The sequence below is a fragment of the Arcicella sp. BE140 genome, assembly GCF_031456255.1.
Classification (GTDB): Bacteria; Bacteroidota; Bacteroidia; order Cytophagales; family Spirosomataceae; genus Arcicella; species Arcicella aquatica.
In genome coordinates, this window is sequence record NZ_JAVDUE010000004.1 from 73,573 (window position 1) to 98,803 (window position 25,231).

The window sequence follows — 25,231 nt, forward strand, 5'->3', positions numbered from 1 at the left end:
AATAAATGAAACGGCATCTGTAACTACGACTTCTCCAGCCTCTGTAAAAGTTGCTACCTTTTTCAGTGGGAAGTTTTTATAACTAGATGAAATTTACTTCTTTGAACGAGAAGAGTAGGGGTATATCCTATGAAGAAATAACTTCCTTCATACTTTTGTTAGTGATTAATGTTTTTGTTTTCTTTTTTGAACCATAGCCATTTCTACCCCACCAAATCAAGAAGCCTGTTACTGGAAGACTCGTGGCGATTAGGCAAGCAATGAAATATAATATCTTAGAAAAAGTACCAAACAATTCGCCAGTATGGATAAGCTTGGCGGAGGATACAATTTTTTCACCAAGGCTTTTTTGTGCAAAACTGTTTAGCACAATTACCTTGCCCGAATATTGGTCTAGTATCACACGGTCGAGACCCGCAGAAGTTAAGAAACCAGATTTGTACTTTAATACATTCACTGTACCTAGTGAATCTTTGGGTAATGTAATGCGGGTAGTGCCTTGGTACGGATAAATAGTATTTACTTTATCCAATATTTTCTCAAATGCCAACGGTTTAGTGTCAGCATTGATATAAACAGATTGTTCAGCGGTTTCTTTTGGACTAGGCTTTTTGCCAGTCAATGTTTGGGCAAAGGCATTTTTGTACCATGTAAAGGCAAAGTATGGCCCCGTCAAAGCCATTATCGTAACAAAAATAAAGGCATAGAAGCCTAAGGCTTTGTGCATATCAAAATTTATGCGCTTGAATTTAGCATCTGTTTTAATCTTAAATCCCTGTTTCCAAGCACTAAATTTTCCCCAGTTTTTTATCTTAGTGGGTGCCCACAACATTAATCCAGTAATTTGTAGAAAAATCATCATGATACATGCCACACCTGTTATTCCTCCTCCAATATCATGGTTTTCTATCAACAACCATCTATGCAGTTTTAAAGCCGTAGCGAAAAATTCCGCAGTAGGTGTTTGAGCATCGCCTTGAATTACACCCGTATAGGGATTTACCAGATAGCTCTTTGTTTTTTCCTGTTTAGGAGCTACTTTCTCATTTTCAGCTTTACCTTTAGAAGTCTTTGCTACTTTTTTATCGTCATTGGCTTTCTCTGCTTTTTTGTCTTTTTTGGGTAAGACAGTAAAAGTCCATGCTTCATCAGCATTTTGAGGAACCTGAATAAGGGTTACTTTCCCATTTTTCTCCTTGGCAACGGCTTTCGCTAATTGATTGACAGGGAGCATTTTTGCCCCAGCTTGTACCTGAATCTTGAATTTGTCTTTATCTACCCATTGCGTAATATCTTTTTGGAAAACATATATTGTACCCGTCAAACACATGATTAACAGCACAATCGCGCTAGGTAAACCAAGCCACAAGTGAATATCATAAATGAATTTCCGAAAAGTATATTGTTGTTTCATGGTTAGTTTTTTATATAAATAAGCGCTACAAACAGCGTTTTGTTAATGCTGATGGAATATTGATAACACTGCTATTTAGACCAAGCATTCTTCATTTTCTTTAATCCAATCTTTTAAAAACAATATTTATTTAGATTTATTATAAATAATAAACAAAGCTAGTTTAAAAAATACTAAAAGTCAATAATTACTTTATATTTAGTCTAAATAAGTGATTGGATTTGTAAAATTTAATATTGGGGGAAACACAGTTGAATAAAAAGTAATCGTTCAACGTATTGTTTAGAAGCCTAGATAAGGATTGCCAGATTTAATACTTAAGATTTTATTTATTCAAGCGTCAGCATTTAGCGAAATTCCACTGTTTGAGCGGAGCGAGACGGGTCGCCGTTGCGATTGGAATTTCTTGACTTTCTTTTGCGGTCCGCCGCGCGGTTACTTTTCTTGTGTCTGACGGGCACGCCTAGTGAAGAAAAGTAAGGACTTACGAAACAAAATATTGTTTTTTTGATATAAACAAAATATAATTTTTTATATAATAGTGACTTCTATTCTGTAAATACAACTAAAATACCCTTACCCTACAGACCCTCCAATATTCTTTCATAAAATTCAGTATAAAAATTATGTTGTATTCTTTATAAGAGTAAATCTAATTTTATAATAAAACAATGAGACAAAAGTTTTTAAGTATTTTATTTATTATCAGTATTTTATCTTTTTCGTCATTTGCTCAAAAAGAAAAATGGACTAGTTTGTTTGATGGAAAAACCTTGAAAGGTTTCAAGCAATTAGGAGGGAAAGCTAAATACAGTGTAAGAAATGGAGAGATTGTAGGCACTACCGTAAAGGATACTCCTAATTCATTTCTATGTACCGAAAGCGATTACGGCGATTTTATTTTAGAACTAGAGCTTAAAGTAGCTGACGGTATGAATTCTGGTATTCAATTTAGAAGTTTGTCGAGCCCAGATTATCAAAATGGTAGAGTACACGGCTATCAAGCCGAAGTTGACCCTTCAGAGCGTGCGTGGTCGGGTGGAATTTATGACGAAGGTCGCCGTGACTGGTTGTATATTCCAAACATCAATCCAGAAGGTAAAAAAGCCTTTAAATTACATGGACAATGGAATAAATACCGCATCGAAGCTATCGGGAATGTAATTCGTACTTGGGTAAACGATGTACCAGTAGCTAATTTGGTAGATGATATGACGGCGAAAGGCTTTATTGCCTTACAAGTGCATGCTATTTATGGAGACATGAAAGAAGGCATGGAAATAAGCTGGAAGAACATCAAAATCCAGACTGAAAATTTAAAGCCTCGCCCGACGGATAATACGCCAGTGATTAATTTAACGTTAAATACGTTATCTGAACAAGAAAAAGCACAAGGCGTAAAATTATTATTCAACGGTAAGGATTTCACAGGTTGGAGAGGTGTTCACCAAGAAAAAATGCCTGATATTCACTGGAAAGTAATTGATGGAACTATCAATGTGAGTCCTTCTGATGGCTCTGAAACAGGCAACGATATCGTAAGTGCCGAACAGTACGGGGCATTTGAATTAACTTTTGAATTTAAATTAACAGAAGGTGCGAACTCAGGCGTGAAATACTTTGTAAACGAAGCGTTTGATTCTAATGGTAAATCTGGAATCGGGTTAGAATATCAAGTATTAGATGATGAAAAACATCCAGATGCAAAAATGGGATCGGTAGGTAACCGAACTATGAGTAGTTTGTATGATTTAATACCATCGTATAAACTAGACAAACGTTTCCAACGTAAAATTGGTGAGTGGAACCAAGCAAGAGTAATTGTATATCCAAACAACATTGTACAACACTGGTTGAATGGGTTCAAAGTGGTAGAATATGAACGCAATAGTAATATTTTCAAGGCTTTGGTAGCAAGAAGTAAATATGAGAAATACAATGGCTTTGGTGCTGGAGAAAAAGGAAATATCCTTATTCAAGACCACGGCAATAATGTATCATTTAAGAATATTAAGATTAAAACATTGTAGTAATAGAGTGATTAGTAATTGGTGATTAGTGATTAGAAGTTAGTGTTTGGAGATTTTTGGGTGATTAGTGACTGGTAAATAGTAAATGTTTTAAAGGGAATAATGAATAGTGATTAAAAGTTAATGATTGGTGATGAACTAATCACTTACCGTCTTCTAATTACTATTTACCAATCACTAATTACTTACTCAACTTCTAATCACTATTTACCAATCACTAATCACAAAAAAAAACAAATAAACTATGGAAAGAAGAGAATTTATCCAAAAAACAACCTTTGCTTCTTTGGGAGCATTAACATTTAGTGCAAAATCATACGCTAAAATTATCGGTGCAAACGACCGCGTAAGAGTAGGTTGTGTAGGTTTTTCTGACCGTCACAGAGCTTCTCATGTAGGACCTTTCAAGGCTTTACAAAAAGAAATGAACTTTGAAATGACGGCTCTTTCTGATTTGTGGAACCGTCGTAGAGAAGAAGGTAAGGCTTTCTTAGATAAACAATTGGGTAGCGACGTAAAGGTATTCAGAAACAATGAAGAGCTTTATGATTCTAAAATGGTGGATGCCGTATTTATCTCAACTGCCGATTTTCAACATGCTTTACACACGGTAGAAGCCGTAAAAGCAGGTTGTGATACTTATACCGAAAAACCATTGGCTGAAACGATGGAAGATGCACGTGCGGTATTAAAAGCAGTGAAATCGTCTAAGCAAATTGTTCAGATTGGTTCCCAACGTAGAAGTGGTGAAAACTATTTTGCTGCTGAAGAATTTATCAAATCAGGTAAATTTGGCCCGATTGTGATGGTAGAATTGATGTGGAATGTAAACCAACCAGAACGCTGGAGAAGACCAGAGTTGGTTAATAGCTTGAAAGAAACAGATGTAGATTGGAAACGTTATTTAATGAACCGTCCTTTCGAAGCATTTGACCCACGTAAATATTTAGAGTACCGTTTATTCTGGCCATATTCTTCTGGAATTCCGGGACAATGGATGAGTCATCAAATTGATACAGTACACTGGTTTACTGGCTTACCTCACCCAAGAAGCGTAGTAGCCAACGGTGGAATCTATCAGTGGAAAGATGGTCGTTCGAATGCAGATACGCTAACAGTAGTATTTGATTACGGCCCATTAGATGACCCTAAATCAGGCTTCCAAGTACAGTTTACTTCACGTTTCTCTAACTCAGCGGGTGAGACGAAAGAATTATATTACTCAAACGGTGGTATGATTAACTTAGATACCAACGAGATTTCACCAACTGGAGGTTTAACTGAAGGGCACGCTAAAACAATGGGCTTGAAAGCCAATTTGTTAACGCCAATGAAGCTCGAAGGGCAGAAAGTGGCGTCAGAAGCAAATACTGGTGGAGACCCATTAACGTTCGCACACATTAAAAACTGGATGGAATGTGTACGTTCACGTAAGCAAACCCATGCTCCAATCGAAGCTGGTTATCAACATTCAATCGCAACAATCATGTCGAACGCTGCTTACAGAACAGGCTTGAAAGTTACTTTCGATGAGAAAACACAAGAAGTATTAGCAGGCGGAAAAGTATTCAAATACTAGTCGGTAATACATCATTAATAAAACAAAAATTGCCCATCAAGCCTTTGGTTTTGGTGGGCAATTTTTGTTTATTGGTCGTTAGATTTACCTTTATTGTCCATTAATCAGCGATTATGTAAAAGAGCACAATTGTATCAAATTTTACTATAAATTGTACGTTATTTTTCTAATATATGCCCACTTCTAAATAATAGCGGGTATAATTAGATTTCAATTTTAAAGAATGTGTCATTCAGACATTATCTTGTTATTAGTTATGACAATGAAAGAGCCTAGCATTATTTTGCTCGAAAAATTGCCCATAATTTGTAATAAAACAACATAAAAACATAATTATGAATGAGTATGAAATAAATAGATTAGAAGAAGTAAATACGTACTTACAACTTGATTTTGATGCCATACCAGAACTTCAACAAATTACAGATTTAGCTTCACGATTATGCGAAATGCCTATTTCGCTTATTACCTTACTTGGTGAGAATGTTAATTGGATAAAAGTATCAGCAGGTGCAGAGGAAAGACAAGCACCACGCGAAACGTCGTTTTGTCAGTATGCCATACAGCAAGATGAGATACTGATTATCAATGATGCCACCAAGGATAATCGATTTGATGGTAATCCATTAGTACATACTGCACCTAATTTGTGTTTTTATGCAGGTGTTCCTTTGGTAATGAGTAGTGGCTACAAGCTAGGGACTTTATGTTTATTTGACGTAACGCCCAACGATTTGACAGAATTGCAACGATTAACGTTAGAAATGCTGTCGAAGCAAGTAGTTTGTTTATTGGAATTAAAGTTGAGTCAAAAGAGGCTACTACAAAAAAATCAGGAGATAGAAGAAAAAAATATCTCTATGAGACAAATTGCCCAATTACAATCTCATGAAGTTCGCCATCCGCTTACATCAATTATGGGGTTGGTTAATTTAATTAAAGACGGTTTGTACGAAGTAGATGAAGAATGGATAAAGATGATGCTAGATGCAACTAGCATTTTGGATAATAAAATACGTTCGATTGTGAATGAATCAATGGGTAATAAAGATTTCAAAATAATGCAATTGAATAAAGCCATTGAAGAGATTGAAGATTACGCTATTTTATTGTTAGATATAAATGGGAATATTGAAAATTGGAATATAGGAGCTCAAAAAATTAAAGGCTATACCTCCGCCGAGATTGTTGGCAAAAATTTTAGGAACTTTTACTCGTCGACTGATAGGGAAAATAAACTACCAGAAACATTATTAGCTGAGGCGCGACTCAATAAAGTAGCTAGAAATACTGGTTGGCGGATAAAAAAAGATGGCTCGCAATTTTGGGCAAGCGTCATTATCACCAGTATTCACAATGAGATTGGCGACGTGATAGGATATATTAAAGTCACCCGCGACCTAACGGATATCAGAGAGGTACAAAACTCGCTCAATATATCAGAAGAACGAAATCGAAGAATGATTGATGAAATAGAAGACTACGCAATTATATTATTAGATGATAAAGGAATTATTGAAAGATGGAATAAAGGAGCTCAGCGTATAAAAGGATATACTGCCCAAGAAATAATAGGTAAAAGTTTTAATGTTTTTTATAGTGAAGAAGATATTCAAAAGGGATTTCCTAATTCATTCCTTGAGCAAGCTAGAAAACATGGTAGAGCTTATCATGAAGGATGGAGAGTTAGGAAAGATAAGTCAAACTTCTGGAGTTCAGTAGTACTGACGGCGATACACAATAATGAAAAAGAGGTAATAGGGTATGTGAAAGTTACGAAGGATTTAAAAGATAAATAGAGAATAACAATCTCTGAGGAACATCGTATCAATGGTAGTCGCTTCAGCAACAATTCAGTTAAGTTTCAATTTTTACCCTTAGCGAGTTAAGTACCTCCCTAAGGATAAAAATTGGAATAAAGTTTTGTGACCATTTACCCAAAATGCGAACAAGGTAATAGCAGTCGCCGATATTTAGCCTCTGCTAGGCTATTTGAATTAAAATATTTCTTCAGAAACAATTTGTGATTCATTGCCTAACTGTTTGTTAGTAGCGATAAACAAATTGTAAAGGTTCATTGAAAAGCTTAGAATATGAGGAGCGAGTATCAATAATTGTTCTTGTTCAGATTGTTCTTCATTTTCTCCCAAAGACACTCGCAATATCTCCCCAAGGCAAATCGGAATCAAGATAAGAACCAATACATTAAAAACAATCAACAAAAGGTTCACTGTAAATGTGCTAACTCTAGGAGAAAGTATTTTATTTATTTTTTGCATGAAAAAATAAATTGATACTGCAAGTACACTGTGGATTAATAATATTGTATTCATGTTCGCTGATTGTTTTGTTACATTAATTTAAAAGTTAAAAACTTCTTTTAATTTGAGATACGTAATTATTGGGGAAAAGGTTGTTTGTGAATTTAATTTTTTTTAATAAATCTTTTTTGAGATGGTAAGTGGAGTATCTTAATGCAGTGGTATTTGGATGTGTTGTCAAATGACATTTCAAACATAATCTTAATTCAAAATATTTCCAAGTGATAGAGACGTATATTTATTAAACGGTTTGTTTGCACAGTGGCACAGCTTAAAATGTCTGTCATACCATGAGTGACATTATATTCTTTGTTTTCAAGCTAACTTATTAGTCATGCCATGAGAATGCCTTCTCTAATGTCTAAAGGAGTTTATTTTTATTCCTAATAAAGTGTGTTTGAACTAAATTGCCCAAAAATATTTGAGAAGATTGTACTTCAAAAGCTAAGGGTTGAACTAAGTCACCAAAGAGGGGAAAACCTCCACCAAGTAGGAGAGGAAAAGTTGTAATAATCATTTCATCTATCAAATCTTCTTTTAAGAATTGTTGAATAGTTTTTCCGCCATCTATGTATAAACGAGTATATCCTTTTTGGTGTATCTGGGAAAGAATATCTGTCAGTGTTCCTTTTACGAGAAATGCTTTCTCATGATGGCTTTCAGGAATTTCAGCGAGCGTATTACTCAATACAAAAACAGGTTTGTTATAAGGCCATTCACAATCAAAACCGCAAACAGTTTCAAAGGTTACTCTACCCATTACGAGGGCGTCTATACGATTGAAAAAAGCATAATAACCCATGTCATCACCATCAGGATTGGCTATAGAGTCTAGCCAAGCAATACCACCATTTTTGTCGGCAATGTATCCATCAAGACTTTGAGCAATATATACAGCGTTTTGTGTGTTCATGGAGTTGAAATATTAAAGTCGTTGTTTGAAAATTAGCTATTAAATAAATCTTTCCTATTAACATTTACACTAATTAAAGATAAAAGTTTATCCAATCGTAAGGGGAGGGATTAGTTAATTTGTAAATAGTTTTATCTCTTTCGTTCAGCCCTAAATAATACTTACTAAATTGAAATAAGTATTCCTCTCCAAGCCCCATTCGCCAAAAACAATCTTTGTCATTAATATTAGGAAATTTTATCCAAGGTGCTTGCATAGCATTTTCAAGAGGTTTGAAATGCCCAAATTCTTTTAAAAAGTCTCTTGTCTCCATCAATACAAAACCAAGTAGATTTTGACCACGCCAAGTATAAATATTTTCAATGTCATTGTTATCTTGTGATAATCCAACTCCCCATATTGTATCGACTGGACTCGCTTCTACTAAAATTCTACTTCCTGTTTGCAACAAAAAATCAGTGATAAGAGGATGCTGATTAAACTTATGAATATTTCCAAGTTTTACAATATCGAATTTTTTATCATTCCAAATTTGTTCGTCATATCCCATTACTTGTCTCCCCAGCTCTTTAGCTTCTCCTGGTTTGTCGCAAAGAATTATTTTATCAAAATTGTTTTTATCACCAAACAGCAATGCTTTATGAGCCATCATCCAATGTTCTGATGTTTTATAAGTAACATCGTTAACGGTGAAAGGGCAGCGAAACCATTGACTAAAACAGAATTTTCCAACAGTCTCATTGTATTTATTAGTATGTCCCCAGAAGTATATAAATTTCAAAATGTCACCATTTTCAAATTTCTCAGTTAACCAATTGATGTTGTAGTGTATCATTATATTGTGCTTAATGTAGATTCATTTAAAGATAGTATGTCTGATAGATATCATTTATTTTCAAAGTTGCTTACGAATCATGCCAGTCGTGCAGACAATACCTACATTGCTTTGCTTTAGGTGTTCGTGCGAGTAAACCACAATTGGGACATCTATTAAAAAATATTTTATCTTCATGTGTGGCTAATATCTTTTTTGCAGTATTTTCTTCAAAGTTATCATAGCCATCTTTTAATAAATTCAATACATCATTATCATCAGTCAACCATCCCATTTTTTTGTACATTTCAAGCTTTTTTGGACTTTCGTTTCCTTCAAGCTTTATACTTGAACTGTAATGTTTCCATGCAAGTTTTTCTTTATCATTAGAAAGGTGGAAATAATGGTCCATAATATATTTAACTGTTTGTTTGTCCATGATGAGTGTTAATATAAATATGTTGTTTTGTGTTTTCTAGCATTAGAGGTAGGGCAGTAGTAATAAATTTGATTGTTTTATTCAAAGCTTAAAGGTTTAAAACCGCTTGTAGATTATAATGGTCTAAAACAACTTTCTGGATTCTTTTATGAATCCACCATGCACCTATTGGTAGAATAAATACCATAAGAAAAGTCATAATAGATTTAATATTTACTTTCTTATTTTGTTCCAATCTTAATAAATAAATTGTTAATATAACAGCTAAATAAATGTAGCATATCAAATTAAAATAACCAATAGGAATTGGGTTAAACCCAAATCCCCTACGTAAGCTTGAAGTAATCACTAACCATATTAATGCAAAATTATATGATAGCTTAATTTTAATATTTTTGTCTGAAATAGAAGATAAATGTTTAAATGCGAAATAGAACCAACTTAAAAGAAACATCGTCCAAATCCAAAATGCCAATCCACTATTTTTAAATTGTTTGGGTAAAATCATGTCAGTCCATACAGTGAAAAATAGAAGAAAAACTACTGTTTTATTGCTGATTTGTAAAAAGAATTTCATTTATCAAATTGTTTAGTTTTACACATAGAAGAGATATTACATGTGCAAGTAAATAAAAAATCCGAAGGATTAAAATGTTTATAGACAGACAAGAAGCTTCCTCAAAATTGTTTGATTCCGAAGGAGTCGTATTTTGAGTAGGAATTATTTGGCGTAATCGCTATTAAGTTTGTTTTGTAGTCTGAGACTACAATTTATTTATTGTTCGAATCTCTAAAGCTTGGAACAGCGAGAGGCTAATGATGTCAAAAATCATTAGCCATGATGAAGATGCTTAAAAAAATTACTTAAGTGTTTGGTTCTTTCTTGAATTACTTGTTGAGAACCTATTCTCTACATAAATCACAAAAGCAATGCCAAGCGTATAAGCAATTAAGTCAATCCATTCAAACGATGTTCCTATAACAGTTCTGGCAAATTTTGAATGTCCTAATCCAAGTTTAGTAACAATATCAAAGTATTGCAAAATCTCTAGTGTAAAAGAAAAAACTAAAACGGCTAAGGCTGTTTTAAAAACAGGAGTATCCAGAAAGGACTTTACAAAACAATAAATTAGGATTACAACTAAAAAGTCGCCAAAATAAGGGCGAATGAATTGATCATGAACATACAAAGCAATAAGTACTTCGACTACAAATAACAAAAATGCGATGATAAAATAATTCCAGTTGAATTTCAGGAAACTCCTCATAGGTAATGGTTTATAATTTGGCGAATTTACCAAATTACTTTGTAGATGTGGCTATTTTTGTATCAAATATCTGTGTGCTGTTCCATGTCTAGAGACTTGGAACGCTCAATAAAAAGCAGTCTCCGACTGCGAAACACATGTTTCAAACAAAATCAATCTCTAATAATCCTTTTCTATTAGTCATATAGTCTTTTGCAGATGAAAGTAAATACTCCCACGGTTCTTCTACTAAGCCAGCTTTTACAGGATTGTTATGAATATAATCTAATTTACTTTCCATAAATTTTGTTGAAAAAATCTCTTCTGGATGATTGTCTTGTCTCCAGAATTGGAAATATGTATTGTTTGGATTACGCTCGCCCGCACTTTTAAATAACCATAACATCCAGCCTTTTCTGCTTTCTATTTCTCGTTCATCTTGAATGGCTTCTAAGATTTTATTGGAAGTGAATTTTTTAAGGTCTCTTAAAATATCGGATAAAGTAGGTTTTGGATGTAGTGTTGAAGCAATCAAATGAACATGGTTAGACATGATACACCAAGCATGAATCCGTAAACCTTTTTCTTTTTGGCAGTACTTTATACTTTCTAAAACAATATCAGCATAACGTTTTCTAGTAAAAGCATCAACCCATTGAACAGTGGCAAAGGTGATAAAATATGTTCCTCTAGGATTATTTATTTTATAGGCAAAACCCATTATTGTATTGTTTTGTAGAACTGTATTTTATTTTTCTTGCAGTCTTAGACTGCATTTTATTTTTTGTTCCAAGTTTTTAAACTTGGAACAGCGTGTCATCAATTACTGGTGCAAGTGTTTAGCGAAGCGTCACTTGTACCAGTAATTGATGACCATTTTTATACTACTATTCAATCTTTTCAACTCCTATTACCACACCATTATCATCTAATTTGAAAATATAAGTTTCAATTACATATCCTCCAAAAGAATTTTTTGCTCGATATTTATGTCTAACAAAATAAAAGTCTTCTTTTTTAGCTACTTCACCCCATTCAATTCCTTTATAGCTTTCGGGGTCTTTCAAAGTTTTGTTTAAATAATTTTTAACTTGATATACAGAACCATCCCAAGGACTATTTTCAATTTTAGGTTTATTATCTAATTTTTTGCGTTGTTCTTTAACGTCTTTGCGTATTTGGTAATATTGCTCAATATCACGATAAAAACTTTCTTGTTCAAGAGAAGAAGCTTTTGGAGCATTGTAATATGTTAATGTAACAACAGGATAATTGACAGAGAATTCAGCAACAATATTATTCTTAATCCAATATTTATGATAGTTAGATAGTTCCTCCGTTTCTGTGTCTAATTGAAAATCAACTACCTGCCAAGTGTCATCAAACAATGTATTAATAGTATTAAGTTGTTCTCTAGTTTTTGAATCAGATTGAGTTCGTAATTCATCGAACATAAAAGTAATAGAACTAATTGTATCTGTTTCGGTATTAGGGGCACTAAAATAGTGAAAATTTGAAATACTTATTTCTTGTTTCTTGCCAAAATAATCAGTACTTATATCAGTGTATGAAAAAATTCGCTTGCTATCGACTATACGATTAGTTTTCATTAAAATGTCTTTGTGATTCTGATACTCTTTTTCAGTCGCATTCAAACTAAAGCCTAATGGGATATTAGTATCTAACACTTTTGAATTACGAGCTTGATTCAATAATTCCCAAGTATAATTAACTTTTTCCATTACGTCTTTATCTTTATCAGAAGAACAAGACGAAATAAAACTAATGAAAAAGAGCATGAAAATGTGCTTCTTTATAGTTTTTTTAAACAATTTTTTAAAAAAATCATAGTAATGTATTGTGGATATAATTGATACACAATTTAAAGCTTTTGTTATTCATTTAGGTACAAGTTCATTAAAACTTTTATCGTATTTTTCTTGAATGGCTTCTAAGATTTTATTGGAAGTGAATTTTTTAAGGTCTCGTAAAATATCGGATAAAGTAGATTTAGGATGTAGCGTTGAAGTAATCAAATGAACATGGTTAGACATGATACACTGAGCATGAATCTGAAAACTTTTTTCTTTTTGGCAGTACTTTATACTCTTTATAAAACAATATCAACTTAGCGTTTTCTGGTAAAAGCATCAACCCATTGAACTGTGGCAAAGGTGATAAAAATGTTCTTATTGGATTGTTTATTTTATAGGCAAAACCCATTATTGTATTGTTTTGTAGAACTGTATTTTATTTTGCTTGCAGTCTGCGACTGCATTTTATTTTTTGTTCCAAGTTTTTAAACTTGGAACAGCGAGGGACGAATGAATTGATCATGAACATACAAAGCAATAAGTACTTCGACTACAAATAACAAAAATGCGATGATAAAATAATTCCAATTGAATTTAAGGATACTGCTCATAGGTAACGTTGTAACGGTTTATAACTTGGCGAAGTATAGCTAGAGTTTGCCAGTCAATACTAAAACATTATTTTTATCGATAGTTTTTTATTTTTTCTCCTATATAATTTATTGCTTTATTATAGGTTTCTATTCCGTGTCCAACATTTTCAAATACAATATATTCTTTTAAATTAGGAATATGTTTTTGAGCATTTTCAATTGATTTTTCAAACGGGAATAATAAATCCTTATTTCCTTCAAGTAAATATGTTTCAACGCTAACTTCTGCTAATTGTTTATCCATATAATAAGGTTTTTGGGTATTATCCTTGTATCGACTTATTGCAAACACCTCATAATCTACCAACTTTTTTTCAGATTGCTGAGATAATTTATGATTTGGTTTAGCAAAAACGGCTTTGTCTAAAAACTTTAAAACATTTGCTGGTGTAGGACTTAAAATTGGTAAAATATTGAAATACAGATTTTTTAAAGTCAGTGAAAAAGGTTGAAGACAGCCCGGATTAAGTAAAAAAACAGCTTTAATCATTTCAGGTTTTACGATTGCAAGTTTCATACAAATTAACCCTCCAAATGAAGCACCTGCAATAAACGCTTTTTCTATTTTCAGCTTTTCTAAAACTTCAGCAGCCCATATCCCATATCCTAATGATTTAATATCAGGAGTTTCTCCATCACTTAAATTTGGTAATCCATTTGTTTCAACTAGATAGATTCTTATTTTAAGGTTTAAATTATCTAAACCTTTGTCAAAATCCCAAATTAATGAAGTAGTTCTTGCTCCTGGAAAGATAACAAGGGTTTCGATATTTTCTTCTTTAGTGTTTAAACCATAAATTTGAGTTTTACCAATACTAGTTTTAACTTCAAATTTTTCATAAACTCTTTGGTTATTTACTTCTAATTCTTTAACCCAATTTTCAAAGTAATCTTTATCTTTTTGTTCATCTTTGAAAGATGATTTTGCTTTTATTTTCATTAACTTTTTTTAAGGCAAAATTACCGCTAACTCACTAATAAGCCAAAGCCTTGTCGTACTTTATAATATTAATTATTTTAAACTTCTGAATACGAATGCCAGCATCAAGCGAAGCGTTACTTGTACCCATAACCGTTTCAGTTTTAAACTGAAACTTACATGTTTTCGATGCCAAAAAATAGTTCTTTGCTTTTAGCCTCAGTTACAAACAGAGGTGATTTTAGGAACAAGTGATGGTTTGCTTAACACTAGCACTAGTGGGGGGCTACGTGAAAAAAGACTCAGACTAGCGAGGGATAGGGCTTTGCAGTCTGAGACTGAATTTTAATTTTTTTCAAAGAAGATAAGTCATTTTATTCTACTGATTAAATTATAAAAATTAGTTTGTATATGCATTTCAACCTCATTTACATTCAATTGTTTAGAAGTTGAGATATAATTTAAAACTACTGTTAAATCCCATGGATGGACTGTCTTTTGATTAAACTTTACAAAAGGTCCATCACTTTCCGTCAACATTTTGTCAATTGGAATTTTAGAAATAATCGTTCGACCATTGGCAGAATCAATCATACTTGGGTTGATAGAAAAATAATATCCAGCGTCAATAATTTTATTTATTAAATGAATTGGACCTGAATACCAATGAAAAACTGCATTTGATATTTTGTATTTAACCAATAATTCTAAAACTTCTTTTTCTGCTCTTCTCGAATGAATACTTAATATTTTCTTTTTATTAGAGACATTTTGAAGTACTTTTTCGAATGAATCTATTTGAATTTCTTTTGTTCTAATACCTTCTCTTGAAAAATCTAATCCAACCTCACCGATATATGAAGTTTTATCAAGATTTCTAAGGAATGAATTAAATTCTGATTTATGATTTTCTGCCAAAAGTGGATGTAAGCCTAAAGAAATTCTTGTTTTTTTAGCCATACGGAGAAATGGATAACCTACTTCAAAGTGACTTGGAAGGTTTGTCATTGCAATTACACTAATTCCAATACGTTCACATTCGGAAAGTATTTTTTCTGGATTGTCGTAAAGGTCGATATGACAATGCGTATCAATAATCATTTATACCCAACTTTGATTTTACAAATTCATTTCCCTTATCTATAAACAATTGTAAAACTTCTTGCCTTGACCTTATCACCATTTTAGCATATTCAGTAAGGTTATTAATGTCAATATTTCCATTCACTAATAAATCTCTCTTCATTTTTTCCAGAGAAATCTCCCTTTTTAGGTAAGTAAAGAGTGCTGGTAAATCGTTATTCCCTAAAGATGTTACTTTTGTTATAAAGTTTCCATAGTGGCTTTCATTATCCAGTCCTGCTTTATTTAATGCAGCACGTCTGTAAATACATGGCATACATCTGCCACAGTTGTGTTTCTCATTGGAATTGTCAAAATGAAATTGTCTTCTACCTCTTTTACCACAAGAAACTGAATCTTGATAAATGTTTTGTAAAAATCTTTGGTTTGCACATTCAACAAACATTTCTCCTTTAGTTTTAAATGTATAAGGATTATGTATTCTAGTAGATAATGCTACATCTGAAAGTAATTCTTGAATATTTTTTAAAACATAAGGATGCGTTGTTCTTGTACTTAAAGAACTTACTCTTGATGGTGTCAATGGATAATTGATTGAAATTGTTCCATTCTCAGGAATTATTAAATCATCAATTGGTGATAGGTAACAACCTAAACCGATAAAAAATAGAGAGCGACTACGATAATTGTTTTCTATTGTCACTCTATTTCCGTCAGTGTCTTTTCTTGATAATGCTAATTTTGACTGTACCCAATATATTTTATTTGGATATTGATTTATTAAATGTCTCAATAACTTTATTTGGTCTCCATTCGGCCCCGGTGATTTCGAATCAAAATGAGAGACCAAAAGTATTCTTTCATTGCTTCTTAGCTTTTCTAATTCATCTATAACCCCGATTAAAGAATCTAATCCGCCCGAGAATAAACTTACAGATTTAATAGTATTACTTTCGTAAAGTGCAATTTTTCTTCTATTAGTGCGTGTTTGAAACAAACTAACATCTTCTATCTCTCTAAAAGAAACCTGCCAATTATCTCCTGTTAAGAAATCCAAAATCTGTTTCAATTTTTCTTCCTTACCTCTCCAAACGGATAGATTGTTTACTGGAAGTTCAATTTCTATATCTCTTGTCCAACCATCATTTGAATAGATAGCACGACTAAGTAGATTATCAACACCGTAAACTATTGCAGAAATAAGGAAGAAGTCAAATCTTACAGAAGAAAAATCAGTTGTGAAATCAAAAACTCTTTCATAATCTAAAAAAGATAATGGAACTTTTCTATTCACTCCATTATCGGCATAACTAAGTTGCAAATCTGAAAACTTGCCATAATCTGCATCATCAATAACTACATTTATTCTCATAACTATTCAAATACGGTTAATATATCTTGTTGAATATTTTTTATAAGTCTGTCGGCTTCATTAGAGCTCCAATCAATATTTTGTAAAGGATTATTTTTATGCATATCTCCAACTCTTTCAACTATGAAATTTTTTATTTGATGGAAGAGGTTGTTACAATCACCTTCATTCTTACTTTTTTTTATTAATTTTTCATAGAACCACTTTGATAAGAGTTCATTAATGTAGTAACCGAAATACTTTATTATTATATCCTCCAAAGTGTTGGTTGCAAAAGTTTCTTCTAATAAAGTCTGTAATTTATCAATTGATTCAGCTTGACCCATTAGTTCTTCTAATAATAATCGTGTTGCTTCTTTTGCTGCATTATCGTCAATTGATGTAGCATTGCCAGAACAATACTCAATCAAATGATTAATTACATCGCCAACCGTTTGGTTATCAATATCGGTTAATCCTGTAGATTCAAGCGTTTGCCTAATATTATTACCAGAACTAATAAACTTTGAAAAAACTCCTCCAATTTTTTTTGCAGTTCTGATACTACTTCTTCCTCCAACTTTTGAACCACCTCGTCCTCCTGTTGATGCTCCACCCAGTGCTGAAACAAAATTCACCATTATACTTTGTAGCTTCTGATCTGGAAGAACAGAAGAATCGCAATTTGAGGTAAGCGAAGAACTAAGATTACCCCAATTCGGAACCATTGAGTGCTTTACATCAGAAAATGATTTAGATGTTCCCATTTTTATTTTTTTAGATTAAATGCCTTACTTGCTCTTGATTTTCCATCTTTGAAATAATCAATTAAAAATTCTCCAATCTCAGGTTCTGATTTAAAATCTGCTAATCTGGTAGCAACCGCAGGTTCAATATCTGATACACTGATTATTTTAAGGGCTTCTATATAATGATAAACTGTATTTTCAATTTTATTCTCTGTCATTATATTGAAAATGTCATACAATCGTTTTTGCTGAGGATTCCTTTTTAAATTTGAAGATATGATATTGAAGAAAGCATCCTTTTCAATATCGCTAAAGGGTTGAAACTTTTCCGAAAGTAGAGATTTTGTAACTGTTGCCGTCATATTATCAGGCAATAACTCATTAAACAATGCCCTTACTACTGGTGGAATCATACTGGTTGCAGTAATAGAATTTTCTAATTTATCACGAGCAATCCAATAATAATCTCGTAAGTCAACTCCAGACAATAAAGGTTCTATTTGAAACCATTTTATTATTTTAGGTTTACTCCATTCTTTGAAATCAGAATCTTTCATTTCTGAAAGAACATCATCAATACTTTTCTCTTTAGATTTAGTTTCTATCTCGGTTATTTCTTTTGGTACTCCATCTTGAATAATTTGCCATTCAAATAGCTTCCTAAATAATTTTGGTTCAGAGTATTCAAGTATCATCATTTTCGCAAGAACAGCATCATTAAAACTTTCTAAAGATGCAACTTCAGCAAGTCTTTTTCTGATAGTATATGTATTTAAAAACCGTTTAATCTGTCTGGGATTTCCATACAAACTATTTGTAATTAAAGGAACTAATGATGGAATTGTAATTACATTGTCTTTAACTTTCCCGAATGCCTCAGCTTCTAAAATTTTTTCAAAGTTTGATAATCCAAATGTAGAGTATCTATTCTTTAATCTATACTTCTTAAACTCATTAAGCACATTTTCAAACTTAGTAGCGCCAATCTCTTTTTTACAGATAAGCATGGATATATAAGTTTCAACTTCCGATTCCGAAAGTCTTGGTAAAGAATATGGAAGCTGAATCAATTTTTCTAAATAATCAATTACTATTCTATTGTTATCTTCCTCAATTTCTTTGTTGTTTCTGTACTTATGCTCAATGGCATATTTCACAATTCGAGGGTCAGCTCCAATGATAAATGCTGTTTTTGGTACATTTAAAAAAAGTTTAATAGCTTCCAGATTCTCAATAATTCTTTCAGGGCTACATCTATCTAAGTCATCAATAATAACAACCAATCTTTTGAAATTTGTAGCTTTTAATAGTTCTTTAAAATCTTCCCTAAACTCAGCTACTACATTTGTATGTTTTTTCCCTTCTTTTTCTTCTTTTACTAAAGCTTTAAATAATTTCTGTCCTTCTTCCGATTGAAGCTTTTCTATTATTTTTTCAGGATTATCTCCCCATTCAGTTAACTTCTGAATTGCAAAAGGAACTAAACTAAGCCCTCCTGTAAAATAGGCAGAAACAGCAGGTAAAGCAACATTCTTCATAACCATACCTGCACCACGTATCCAATCAATAGATTTCCAAAGCTTCTTTGCCTTTTCTTTTATCGTATGTTTTATCTCTGCAGAAATCTTTTTGTTGTTTTCCAATTCTTTGAGAATTGAATTAAGTAATGCTGCTTTAGCATCATCATAACCTTCGAATGTCCATCCATTAAAGTATATACATAGAGAATCTTTATCCTCATCCTTATCAAATTCCTCTTTTACGATTTGTAAGACGCTGGATTTCCCACTTCCCCAGTCACCAAAAACTCCAATTGTAATTGGTAAGACAGATTCGTCATTGATAACGTTGATTAATAAATCTGCATGTACTTTAAAGCCTAATAAGTCTTCTGAAGTTTCGTTATCTGCCCACATATAAATTCATAATTTGGTTGATTATTGAGAACTTAATTGAAATTTCCTTGCTGTTCCAAGCCACAGACTTGGAATGATAAAAAAAGCAGTCTCAGACTGCTCAATAACTCTTTAACCCAATGTACCAATTCCCAAACACACCAAAAAACATTAACCCCAAAAACCACCAAAAAACTTATTATACGGTAAAATATCTTATACCATCCCAATCTCCCTCGTATCATAAAACACCATCTTCCCCTTCGCCACTCCAACATTCACCATTTCGTCTGCACCCGTAGATGCTCCGCCAATTCTTAATACGGCATCACAATGGCTAATTAGCTTGATGGCTACAGGGTGAAATATTTCATTAAATATGGCGTCGCCCACTTCTTTTGAACCTGCTGCTTCGATCAAGGGTAGGGCAAACCATTCGCCTAATACTGGTAGATGTCCCATCCGGTACAATTCCAAGGCGGTGTCGGTCATGGCTTTTACGTTGGCTGCTATCAAAGCTGGGTCGTCATTCGTACCTGACCGATATGGTCCCGCTACTAATATCATCATAGATTTGTCGTTTGGCATTATAGTATATTGTTAAGTCTGATATATTGCAAAAGCATGATTGTCTTGGCATCTTTTATTTCACCAGTTGTTATCATGTCGAGGGCTTTTTCAAAAGGTAATTCTAATACCTCAATATTTTCGTGTTCGCCCTCTACACCGCCACCTTCGCTTACTTGCTGACTTTTGTCGTATTCGGCAATGAAGAAATAGAGTATCTCCGTCACCGAACCAGGTGACATATATGCTTCGTAAATCTTCTTTACCTCGGTAATCCTAAAACCTGTTTCTTCTTCGGTTTCTCTTTTGATACAATCTTCTGCATTGTCTTCGTCCAACAAACCTGCGCAAGCTTCTATTAACATGCCCGTCGGGTTTCCATTATGATAGGTCGGCATTCTGAATTGTTCGGTCAATATCACCGTTTTGTTAGCCACATTGTATAATAAAATCACAGCCCCATTACCACGGTCGTAGGCTTCTCTTGACTGTGTTATCCACGAACCGTCTTTTTGCTCGATGTCAAAAGTTATTTTGCGTAATGTGTACCAATTGTCTGAAAGTACCTCGGTTTTCTTAATTTTGATGCTTGGAGTCATTTTATGATTATATTTGATAATTATTGATTATTTTTGAACAAATTAATCATGTTTTTATGAGTTTTCAAAATAGAAAGCAGATAATTCTAAAAATTTTAGAAGAAAGGGGAGAAGCGGAGGTAAAAGATTTTGCCCAAGCTTTAGATATTTCAGAGATTACTATCCGTAGAGATTTGCAACAAATGGCTACGGATGGCTTGTTGTTTCGTACACATGGCGGAGCAATGAAGCTTGCTTTGGCACAAATGCCTTTTACGTTTGCCAACAAAACAGCCGTAAATGCCAAGGAGAAAGATAAGATTTGCCAGCTAGCCGCACAGCAGATTCAAGAGGGTGATATTATTTTGATGGACTGTGGCAGTACTGTTTTTAGGATGTGTCAATTTATCAAAAACAAGCGGATTAAAGTCATTACTAATTCATTGCCTGTGGTTTATGAATTGATGAATAGTCAAGTATCAATCAACCTGATTGGAGGAGAAATCGACCAAGAACGCCAAGCGGTGCATGGTAGAATTGCTGAAGAACATATCGCTCGCTATAAAGTTGATAAAGCCTTTTTGGGTGTTGATGGCATCTCGCCTGAAAACGGTCTAAGTGCCTTTGGAGAAGATGAGGCCAGCATTACTTTAGCGATGGCAAATGCTTCTGCCAAGAAATATTTTCTTTGTGATGCTTCAAAACTGGGAAAGGATAAGTACTTAACGTTCGCTCCTATAACTTTGGTAGATGTATTGATTACGAATGCGAATATTGAAGATATTAAGGTTTATCAAGATAAGGGAATAGATGTTTTAATTTGAAAACTGGCTAATTTGAAAATTTGAAAATTTGAAGATTTGGAAATTTGAAAATATTAGAATAGTCAATTTTGAATTTCAATCATCAAATCAAAAGCTTGAATCATTTTCAAATCTTCAAATTCTCAAATCAAGAAGTTTAATCATTTTCAAATCTTCAAATCACCAAATTTTCAAATTAATTGGAAGATACATACAAAACAATAGAAAGTCCCGCAGAAGGGCTTTTTAAAGATAAGAGCAGTAAGTTTTTTGCTTTTGCCTATCATATAGAACAAGAATCGGAAGTAAAAGCTTTGATAGAACCACTCCGCAAAGAACATTTCAAGGCGGTGCATTTTTGCTATGCCTTTCGCTTGGGGTTAGATAAAACCAATTTCAGGGTAAACGATGATGGCGAGCCTTCGGGTTCGGCTGGTCGCCCGATATTGAATGTGCTTTTATCCAAAGATATTACCAATATTCTGGTAGTAGTAGTCCGCTATTGGGGCGGAACATTATTGGGTGTTCCGGGGTTAATCAATGCTTATAAATCAGCTACGGAAGAGGCTCTTTCGATGGCTGATGTGATTGAAAAGACAGTTAATGAAGTCTACCAAGTGCAATTTGAATATATCCAAATGAATGATGTGATGAAGGTAGTAAAGGATTTTGATTTGAAAATCAAGAATCAAGTCTTTGATAACCAGTGTACAATAGAAATTGATTTCAGAAAATCATTGGCCAATCAGATTCTAGGAAAATTAGAAAAGATTGATAACATTTCGGTAGAATATTTACGAACCGTGTGATTTTTAGTAGGATACAGCAGTAAGCAATTGCGTTTTACAATTTTTCTATTAATTTTGATATTAAATCTATTTAAAAGGTAGATTATATAGTGTGTGTTCCTTAAAACCTTTATCAATCAATCTAAATTCCATGAAGAAAAATAGTATAATCCTATCCGTGATATTATTATCAGTACTCATTTCTGCCTTTAGGCTTGACTCTCCTTATGAAAGTGAAATAAAAAGCTGGCAACAAAAACGCATTGAAGGCTTGAAAAGTGAAAATGGTTGGCTAAATCTGGCAGGCTTAATTTGGCTTGAGGAAGGTGAAAACACTATAGGTGGTGATGCTAAAAACAAAATAGTTTTTCCATCAGACCATAGCGATGCTAATTTGGGCAAAATTATTTTGAAAGACGGTAAAGTAACCTTTGAAGCTTATAATAATACTTCGGTTTATAATGGAGAACAACCTGTAAATCAAACAATTTTGTTTCCATACGAAGGCAGACCTGTAGTGCTTAAACACAAGTCTCTGCGTTGGTTTATTATTAAAAGGGGAGAACAATATGCCATTCGTTTGCGTGACTTAGAAAGTCCGATTTTGAAAGAATTTAAAGGAATTAATACCTTTCCAATCAGTGAAAACTGGCGTATAAAAGCCAAATTTGTGCCTACTCAAGGCAAAAAGTTGAAGATTACAGATATTACTGGACGTACCTATGAACAAGATTCACCAGGCAAATTAGTGTTTACTGTAGATGGTAAAGAGTATTCATTAGATGCAACTAGCTCGGGCAATGATTTGAGTTTGGTCTTTGGCGATTTAACCAACCAACATGACAGCTACGGCGGAGGTAGATTTCTGGAAGTGCCTAAGCCAGATGCTGACGGATTCACCTATATAGATTTCAATAAAGCTTATAACCCGCCATGTGCATTTACGCCTTACGCTACTTGTCCGTTGCCAACACCAGACAATAAATTGAAGGTGGCAATTTTAGCAGGTGAAAAACGATATGGTAATCACTAAGAGAATAAACATTTTTCGTTCACACAATGAAAAGCTAGCAAACGAATCATCTAAATAGTATCCATACTATGGTATATTGCTTACCTTTGTAGTGAAATAAAATAATAAACAATGGATATTTATGTAGGAAGCATTCCTTTCAAGTGGAAGGATGCAAGACTGAAAGAGATTTTTGAAGTATATGGCGAAGTAACTTCTGCTAAAATTGTGATTGATAAAATTACGCGTCAGAACAAAGGTTTTGCGTTTGTGCAAATGCCAAACGATGCTGAGGCTCAATTAGCGATTGAATCATTGAATGGTGCTGAAATAGACGAAAGAAAAATTGTAGTAAACGAATCTATTCCAAACAATGCTGGAAGCTTAGATAAAAACAAAAAGAAAAAACCTTTTGTAAAACCTGAAAATAAGGAGTGGAAACCTTTTAGAGGGAATAATAAGGGGAGGAGAGATTAGGAGTGGTTTAGCTTTGAGCTTTCAGTTTTGTGCTTTGAGTTTAGAAAAGATAAAGAGCTTGTAAATTGGTGCTAATCGCCATATATTGATCTTGCATTTCTAGCGAGGGACTTAAGTCCCTCGCTAGAAATAAGAATGAAAACTCGCTCGCTTCGTCATGTTGGAACGATGGACGATAGGGTTTGGAGATGCGACTAATTACTATTCCCCTTCACCTCCGCAAAACTAATTTCTTTCAGAACCTCACCATTTTCAAAGACAGTTTCCAAAATATCCTCACCGCTTTCTTCTTGTTTTTTGGTGTGGTAAGTACCGTTTTCAAAAACTAATTTCAATCTGCCTTTTTTGCTCAATTTACCGTGGTCGGTGATAGGGTCTTTAAAAACCTCTTGTTCTTGACCATTGATAGTAGCGGCACTACACTTAAAAGCAAATTTTTGGGTATCACGATTTACCTTTTGTAGTAAAGCTCCTCCCATTCCAAAAGCCACATTGTCGGCACTCCAACCATGATTTTTTAAATGTGCCAAAATCTCTCCAATACTTTCATAATTTACACCATCACCCTGTATTATTCTGATGGTAGGATGCAATACTTTATATCCCTTTGAATTAAGGGTAAAACCAATCTTCTCCCCTAAAATCTCCGCTACTTTCAGTACTATATCTTTTGGTTCACCACTATCAGGACGAACTACTAAGGTACCTTTTCTTGCCAGAATATCATCTTTTAGCACTTCTCCCCATAATTTTTCACAGGCATGATAGATGTCATAACTATCGCTTACTACCGCCACCAAACCTTCTAGATATTGTGCTAACATGTTTCGATAGGCATCTACTTCATGTTCTTTTCCCCAACTAGTTATCGTACTATGTTCAGCAGCAGGAATACTAAATCCAAACATATCGTCTTCGTTGCCATAATAAGCTTGGATAAAAGTCAATGCTGCAACGGTATCCGTTCCCATAAAATTGATTAAATGAGCTGCTCCGCCGATACTTGCACTATCTACACTGCTTACGCCTCTAAAACCAAAATCATGTAATTTAAAATCGATGGTAGTAGGGTCGCCTGTTTCTTCAAGATAATGACTTATTACTTTTTTTACTTCTCTGCTGATGGTAGCTACGGTACTTGGATACCATAATTGAAGCAAAAGCGTTTCTAAGAAATTAGTTAACCAAAAGCAATTTGGGTCGGTGTTTTCTACCGTCATCATTACGTTGTGGGTCGGGATAACCTTTCCTTCGGGTACAGCTTTTATCCTGATGGGTAAGCGTCCACCATGATTGTGCAAAATATATTCCCAGCCTGCCTTGTTGAATAAAGAAGCATTGCCAAAATGCGCTTCGTACAATTTGGCAGCACGGTCTATTTTATGTTGAGTAACAACTTGTCCTGCTAAATATTCTTTTAATAAATATTGTAAACCGAAAAAAGTAATTTCCTCAAATTTACCTCCACGACTTTCAAAGTAGCTATAAATTTGTGTGGTGCCTTCGGGATATTGTTTGTAATGACTTACTTTGTAACTATCGGTTAATAAAATAATATTGTTTTCCATCATAAAATCGTGAATGCTTAAATATCATGCAATATGTTAAAATATTACGAAATCTATTCTTCTCAAATGAATATCTTGTAAATTGCAACATAAATATCCTTTATCAGTTGGTAAATATCTCAAATATTTAAAAAAGTAGATTTATTATTTACAATCAAACCAAGTAATTGTTTAAACATAATATAAATTGAATAGATACTAACCGATAAGTGTTAAT

The 25,231-nt window shown here is 33.4% G+C and carries 25 protein-coding genes; 7 read left to right on the forward strand and 18 right to left on the reverse strand.

The genetic code is table 11. From position 1 onward, the window contains the following. Window positions 1-127: 127 nt before the first annotated feature. Complete coding sequence (locus J2Y60_RS08375) at window positions 128-1,414, reverse strand: PepSY-associated TM helix domain-containing protein (protein WP_309923201.1); 1,287 nt, start codon at window positions 1,412-1,414, stop codon at window positions 128-130. 671 nt (window positions 1,415-2,085) lie between these two features. Between J2Y60_RS08375 and J2Y60_RS08380 the strand changes: the two genes are divergently transcribed. The 3 genes from J2Y60_RS08380 to J2Y60_RS08390 all read left to right on the forward strand — a co-directional run bounded on the left by J2Y60_RS08380 (window position 2,086) and on the right by J2Y60_RS08390 (window position 6,822). Further along, window positions 2,086-3,444 carry a DUF1080 domain-containing protein gene (locus J2Y60_RS08380; RefSeq protein WP_309923199.1) on the forward strand — a complete coding sequence of 453 codons (1,359 nt, stop codon included), beginning with the start codon at window positions 2,086-2,088 and terminating at the stop codon, window positions 3,442-3,444. 244 nt (window positions 3,445-3,688) lie between these two features. After that, the gene (locus tag J2Y60_RS08385; protein WP_309923197.1) at window positions 3,689-5,023 is read left to right on the forward strand and encodes a Gfo/Idh/MocA family oxidoreductase; all 1,335 of its coding nucleotides are present in this window, start codon (window positions 3,689-3,691) and stop codon (window positions 5,021-5,023) included. Window positions 5,024-5,358: 335 nt separating this feature from the next. Beyond that, a complete protein-coding gene (locus tag J2Y60_RS08390) occupies window positions 5,359-6,822 on the forward strand; it encodes a PAS domain S-box protein (protein WP_309923195.1) in 1,464 nt (487 codons plus the stop codon). A 198-nt stretch (window positions 6,823-7,020) separates the two neighbouring features. Here the strand turns inward: J2Y60_RS08390 and J2Y60_RS08395 are convergent, their stop codons facing one another. From J2Y60_RS08395 to nudK, 16 genes are all read right to left on the reverse strand, one after another. Next, the gene (locus J2Y60_RS08395) at window positions 7,021-7,356 is read right to left on the reverse strand and encodes a hypothetical protein (protein WP_309994593.1); all 336 of its coding nucleotides are present in this window, start codon (window positions 7,354-7,356) and stop codon (window positions 7,021-7,023) included. Between the two features lie 349 nt (window positions 7,357-7,705). Continuing rightward, window positions 7,706-8,257: a dihydrofolate reductase family protein gene (locus J2Y60_RS08400; RefSeq protein ID WP_309923190.1), complete on the reverse strand. Its 552-nt coding sequence runs from the start codon at window positions 8,255-8,257 to the stop codon at window positions 7,706-7,708. 73 nt (window positions 8,258-8,330) lie between these two features. Continuing rightward, the gene (locus J2Y60_RS08405) at window positions 8,331-9,038 is read right to left on the reverse strand and encodes an NADAR family protein (RefSeq protein ID WP_309923188.1); all 708 of its coding nucleotides are present in this window, start codon (window positions 9,036-9,038) and stop codon (window positions 8,331-8,333) included. Between the two features lie 124 nt (window positions 9,039-9,162). Then, window positions 9,163-9,510: a hypothetical protein gene (locus tag J2Y60_RS08410; protein WP_309923186.1), complete on the reverse strand. Its 348-nt coding sequence runs from the start codon at window positions 9,508-9,510 to the stop codon at window positions 9,163-9,165. 88 nt (window positions 9,511-9,598) lie between these two features. After that, the gene (locus tag J2Y60_RS08415) at window positions 9,599-10,087 is read right to left on the reverse strand and encodes a hypothetical protein (RefSeq protein ID WP_309923184.1); all 489 of its coding nucleotides are present in this window, start codon (window positions 10,085-10,087) and stop codon (window positions 9,599-9,601) included. A gap of 283 nt (window positions 10,088-10,370) precedes the next feature. Beyond that, the gene (locus J2Y60_RS08420) at window positions 10,371-10,778 is read right to left on the reverse strand and encodes a DUF2809 domain-containing protein (RefSeq protein WP_309923183.1); all 408 of its coding nucleotides are present in this window, start codon (window positions 10,776-10,778) and stop codon (window positions 10,371-10,373) included. Window positions 10,779-10,920: 142 nt separating this feature from the next. Further along, window positions 10,921-11,478 carry an REP-associated tyrosine transposase gene (locus J2Y60_RS08425; protein ID WP_309923181.1) on the reverse strand — a complete coding sequence of 186 codons (558 nt, stop codon included), beginning with the start codon at window positions 11,476-11,478 and terminating at the stop codon, window positions 10,921-10,923. Window positions 11,479-11,644: 166 nt separating this feature from the next. Beyond that, window positions 11,645-12,499 carry a hypothetical protein gene (locus J2Y60_RS08430; protein WP_309923179.1) on the reverse strand — a complete coding sequence of 285 codons (855 nt, stop codon included), beginning with the start codon at window positions 12,497-12,499 and terminating at the stop codon, window positions 11,645-11,647. A gap of 156 nt (window positions 12,500-12,655) precedes the next feature. Then, window positions 12,656-12,811 carry a hypothetical protein gene (locus tag J2Y60_RS24770; RefSeq protein ID WP_409014218.1) on the reverse strand — a complete coding sequence of 52 codons (156 nt, stop codon included), beginning with the start codon at window positions 12,809-12,811 and terminating at the stop codon, window positions 12,656-12,658. Between the two features lie 444 nt (window positions 12,812-13,255). After that, entirely contained in the window at window positions 13,256-14,164 is a 909-nt protein-coding gene (locus J2Y60_RS08435; RefSeq protein ID WP_309923177.1) for an alpha/beta hydrolase, read from the reverse strand. A 348-nt stretch (window positions 14,165-14,512) separates the two neighbouring features. Further along, window positions 14,513-15,244, reverse strand: coding sequence for a Qat anti-phage system TatD family nuclease QatD (gene qatD, locus J2Y60_RS08440; RefSeq protein ID WP_309923175.1), 732 nt, complete (start codon window positions 15,242-15,244; stop codon window positions 14,513-14,515). Continuing rightward, entirely contained in the window at window positions 15,234-16,598 is a 1,365-nt protein-coding gene (qatC, locus tag J2Y60_RS08445) for a Qat anti-phage system QueC-like protein QatC (RefSeq protein ID WP_309923173.1), read from the reverse strand. Before qatC ends, qatD begins: the two co-directional genes overlap by 11 nt. A 2-nt stretch (window positions 16,599-16,600) precedes the next feature. Then, on the reverse strand, window positions 16,601-17,344 hold the full coding sequence (locus tag J2Y60_RS08450) for a hypothetical protein (protein ID WP_309923171.1): 744 nt from the start codon (window positions 17,342-17,344) through the stop codon (window positions 16,601-16,603). A 2-nt stretch (window positions 17,345-17,346) separates the two neighbouring features. Beyond that, window positions 17,347-19,242: a P-loop NTPase fold protein gene (locus J2Y60_RS08455; protein ID WP_309923168.1), complete on the reverse strand. Its 1,896-nt coding sequence runs from the start codon at window positions 19,240-19,242 to the stop codon at window positions 17,347-17,349. Between the two features lie 195 nt (window positions 19,243-19,437). Next, window positions 19,438-19,809 carry a DUF4406 domain-containing protein gene (locus J2Y60_RS08460; RefSeq protein WP_309923166.1) on the reverse strand — a complete coding sequence of 124 codons (372 nt, stop codon included), beginning with the start codon at window positions 19,807-19,809 and terminating at the stop codon, window positions 19,438-19,440. Further along, the gene (nudK, locus tag J2Y60_RS08465; RefSeq protein ID WP_309923164.1) at window positions 19,809-20,387 is read right to left on the reverse strand and encodes a GDP-mannose pyrophosphatase NudK; all 579 of its coding nucleotides are present in this window, start codon (window positions 20,385-20,387) and stop codon (window positions 19,809-19,811) included. The genes J2Y60_RS08460 and nudK overlap by 1 nt, the downstream gene beginning before the upstream one ends. 56 nt (window positions 20,388-20,443) lie before the next feature. Between nudK and J2Y60_RS08470 the strand changes: the two genes are divergently transcribed. From J2Y60_RS08470 to J2Y60_RS08485, 4 genes are all read left to right on the forward strand, one after another. Beyond that, the gene (locus J2Y60_RS08470) at window positions 20,444-21,190 is read left to right on the forward strand and encodes a DeoR/GlpR family DNA-binding transcription regulator (RefSeq protein ID WP_309923162.1); all 747 of its coding nucleotides are present in this window, start codon (window positions 20,444-20,446) and stop codon (window positions 21,188-21,190) included. 179 nt (window positions 21,191-21,369) lie between these two features. Continuing rightward, on the forward strand, window positions 21,370-21,978 hold the full coding sequence (locus tag J2Y60_RS08475) for a YigZ family protein (RefSeq protein ID WP_309923160.1): 609 nt from the start codon (window positions 21,370-21,372) through the stop codon (window positions 21,976-21,978). Window positions 21,979-22,108: 130 nt separating this feature from the next. After that, window positions 22,109-22,990, forward strand: a complete 882-nt coding sequence (locus J2Y60_RS08480) for a DUF1684 domain-containing protein (protein ID WP_309923158.1) — start codon at window positions 22,109-22,111, stop codon at window positions 22,988-22,990. A 111-nt stretch (window positions 22,991-23,101) separates the two neighbouring features. Beyond that, window positions 23,102-23,446 (forward strand): RNA-binding protein, encoded by a 345-nt coding sequence (locus tag J2Y60_RS08485; protein WP_309923156.1) that lies wholly within the window; start codon window positions 23,102-23,104, stop codon window positions 23,444-23,446. Window positions 23,447-23,640: 194 nt separating this feature from the next. On the opposite strand, the gene J2Y60_RS08490 is transcribed toward J2Y60_RS08485, so the two are convergent. Then, window positions 23,641-25,017, reverse strand: coding sequence for a nicotinate phosphoribosyltransferase (locus J2Y60_RS08490; protein ID WP_309923154.1), 1,377 nt, complete (start codon window positions 25,015-25,017; stop codon window positions 23,641-23,643). Window positions 25,018-25,231 lie beyond the last annotated feature (214 nt).

Bases quoted from the DNA above. Each gene is read 5' to 3' on its own strand.
- J2Y60_RS08375 (WP_309923201.1), bottom strand. From the start codon at position 1,414: ATGAAACAACAATATACTTTTCGGAAATTCATTTATGATATTCACTTG.
- J2Y60_RS08380 (WP_309923199.1), top strand. From the start codon at position 2,086: ATGAGACAAAAGTTTTTAAGTATTTTATTTATTATCAGTATTTTATCT.
- J2Y60_RS08385 (WP_309923197.1), top strand. From the start codon at position 3,689: ATGGAAAGAAGAGAATTTATCCAAAAAACAACCTTTGCTTCTTTGGGA.
- J2Y60_RS08390 (WP_309923195.1), top strand. From the start codon at position 5,359: ATGAATGAGTATGAAATAAATAGATTAGAAGAAGTAAATACGTACTTA.
- J2Y60_RS08395 (WP_309994593.1), bottom strand. From the start codon at position 7,356: ATGAATACAATATTATTAATCCACAGTGTACTTGCAGTATCAATTTAT.
- J2Y60_RS08400 (WP_309923190.1), bottom strand. From the start codon at position 8,257: ATGAACACACAAAACGCTGTATATATTGCTCAAAGTCTTGATGGATAC.
- J2Y60_RS08410 (WP_309923186.1), bottom strand. From the start codon at position 9,510: ATGGACAAACAAACAGTTAAATATATTATGGACCATTATTTCCACCTT.
- J2Y60_RS08415 (WP_309923184.1), bottom strand. From the start codon at position 10,087: ATGAAATTCTTTTTACAAATCAGCAATAAAACAGTAGTTTTTCTTCTA.
- J2Y60_RS08420 (WP_309923183.1), bottom strand. From the start codon at position 10,778: ATGAGGAGTTTCCTGAAATTCAACTGGAATTATTTTATCATCGCATTT.
- J2Y60_RS08425 (WP_309923181.1), bottom strand. From the start codon at position 11,478: ATGGGTTTTGCCTATAAAATAAATAATCCTAGAGGAACATATTTTATC.
- J2Y60_RS08430 (WP_309923179.1), bottom strand. From the start codon at position 12,499: ATGGAAAAAGTTAATTATACTTGGGAATTATTGAATCAAGCTCGTAAT.
- J2Y60_RS24770 (WP_409014218.1), bottom strand. From the start codon at position 12,811: ATGTCTAACCATGTTCATTTGATTACTTCAACGCTACATCCTAAATCT.
- J2Y60_RS08435 (WP_309923177.1), bottom strand. From the start codon at position 14,164: ATGAAAATAAAAGCAAAATCATCTTTCAAAGATGAACAAAAAGATAAA.
- qatD (WP_309923175.1), bottom strand. From the start codon at position 15,244: ATGATTATTGATACGCATTGTCATATCGACCTTTACGACAATCCAGAA.
- qatC (WP_309923173.1), bottom strand. From the start codon at position 16,598: ATGAGAATAAATGTAGTTATTGATGATGCAGATTATGGCAAGTTTTCA.
- J2Y60_RS08450 (WP_309923171.1), bottom strand. From the start codon at position 17,344: ATGGGAACATCTAAATCATTTTCTGATGTAAAGCACTCAATGGTTCCG.
- J2Y60_RS08455 (WP_309923168.1), bottom strand. From the start codon at position 19,242: ATGTGGGCAGATAACGAAACTTCAGAAGACTTATTAGGCTTTAAAGTA.
- J2Y60_RS08460 (WP_309923166.1), bottom strand. From the start codon at position 19,809: ATGCCAAACGACAAATCTATGATGATATTAGTAGCGGGACCATATCGG.
- nudK (WP_309923164.1), bottom strand. From the start codon at position 20,387: ATGACTCCAAGCATCAAAATTAAGAAAACCGAGGTACTTTCAGACAAT.
- J2Y60_RS08470 (WP_309923162.1), top strand. From the start codon at position 20,444: ATGAGTTTTCAAAATAGAAAGCAGATAATTCTAAAAATTTTAGAAGAA.
- J2Y60_RS08480 (WP_309923158.1), top strand. From the start codon at position 22,109: ATGAAGAAAAATAGTATAATCCTATCCGTGATATTATTATCAGTACTC.
- J2Y60_RS08485 (WP_309923156.1), top strand. From the start codon at position 23,102: ATGGATATTTATGTAGGAAGCATTCCTTTCAAGTGGAAGGATGCAAGA.
- J2Y60_RS08490 (WP_309923154.1), bottom strand. From the start codon at position 25,017: ATGATGGAAAACAATATTATTTTATTAACCGATAGTTACAAAGTAAGT.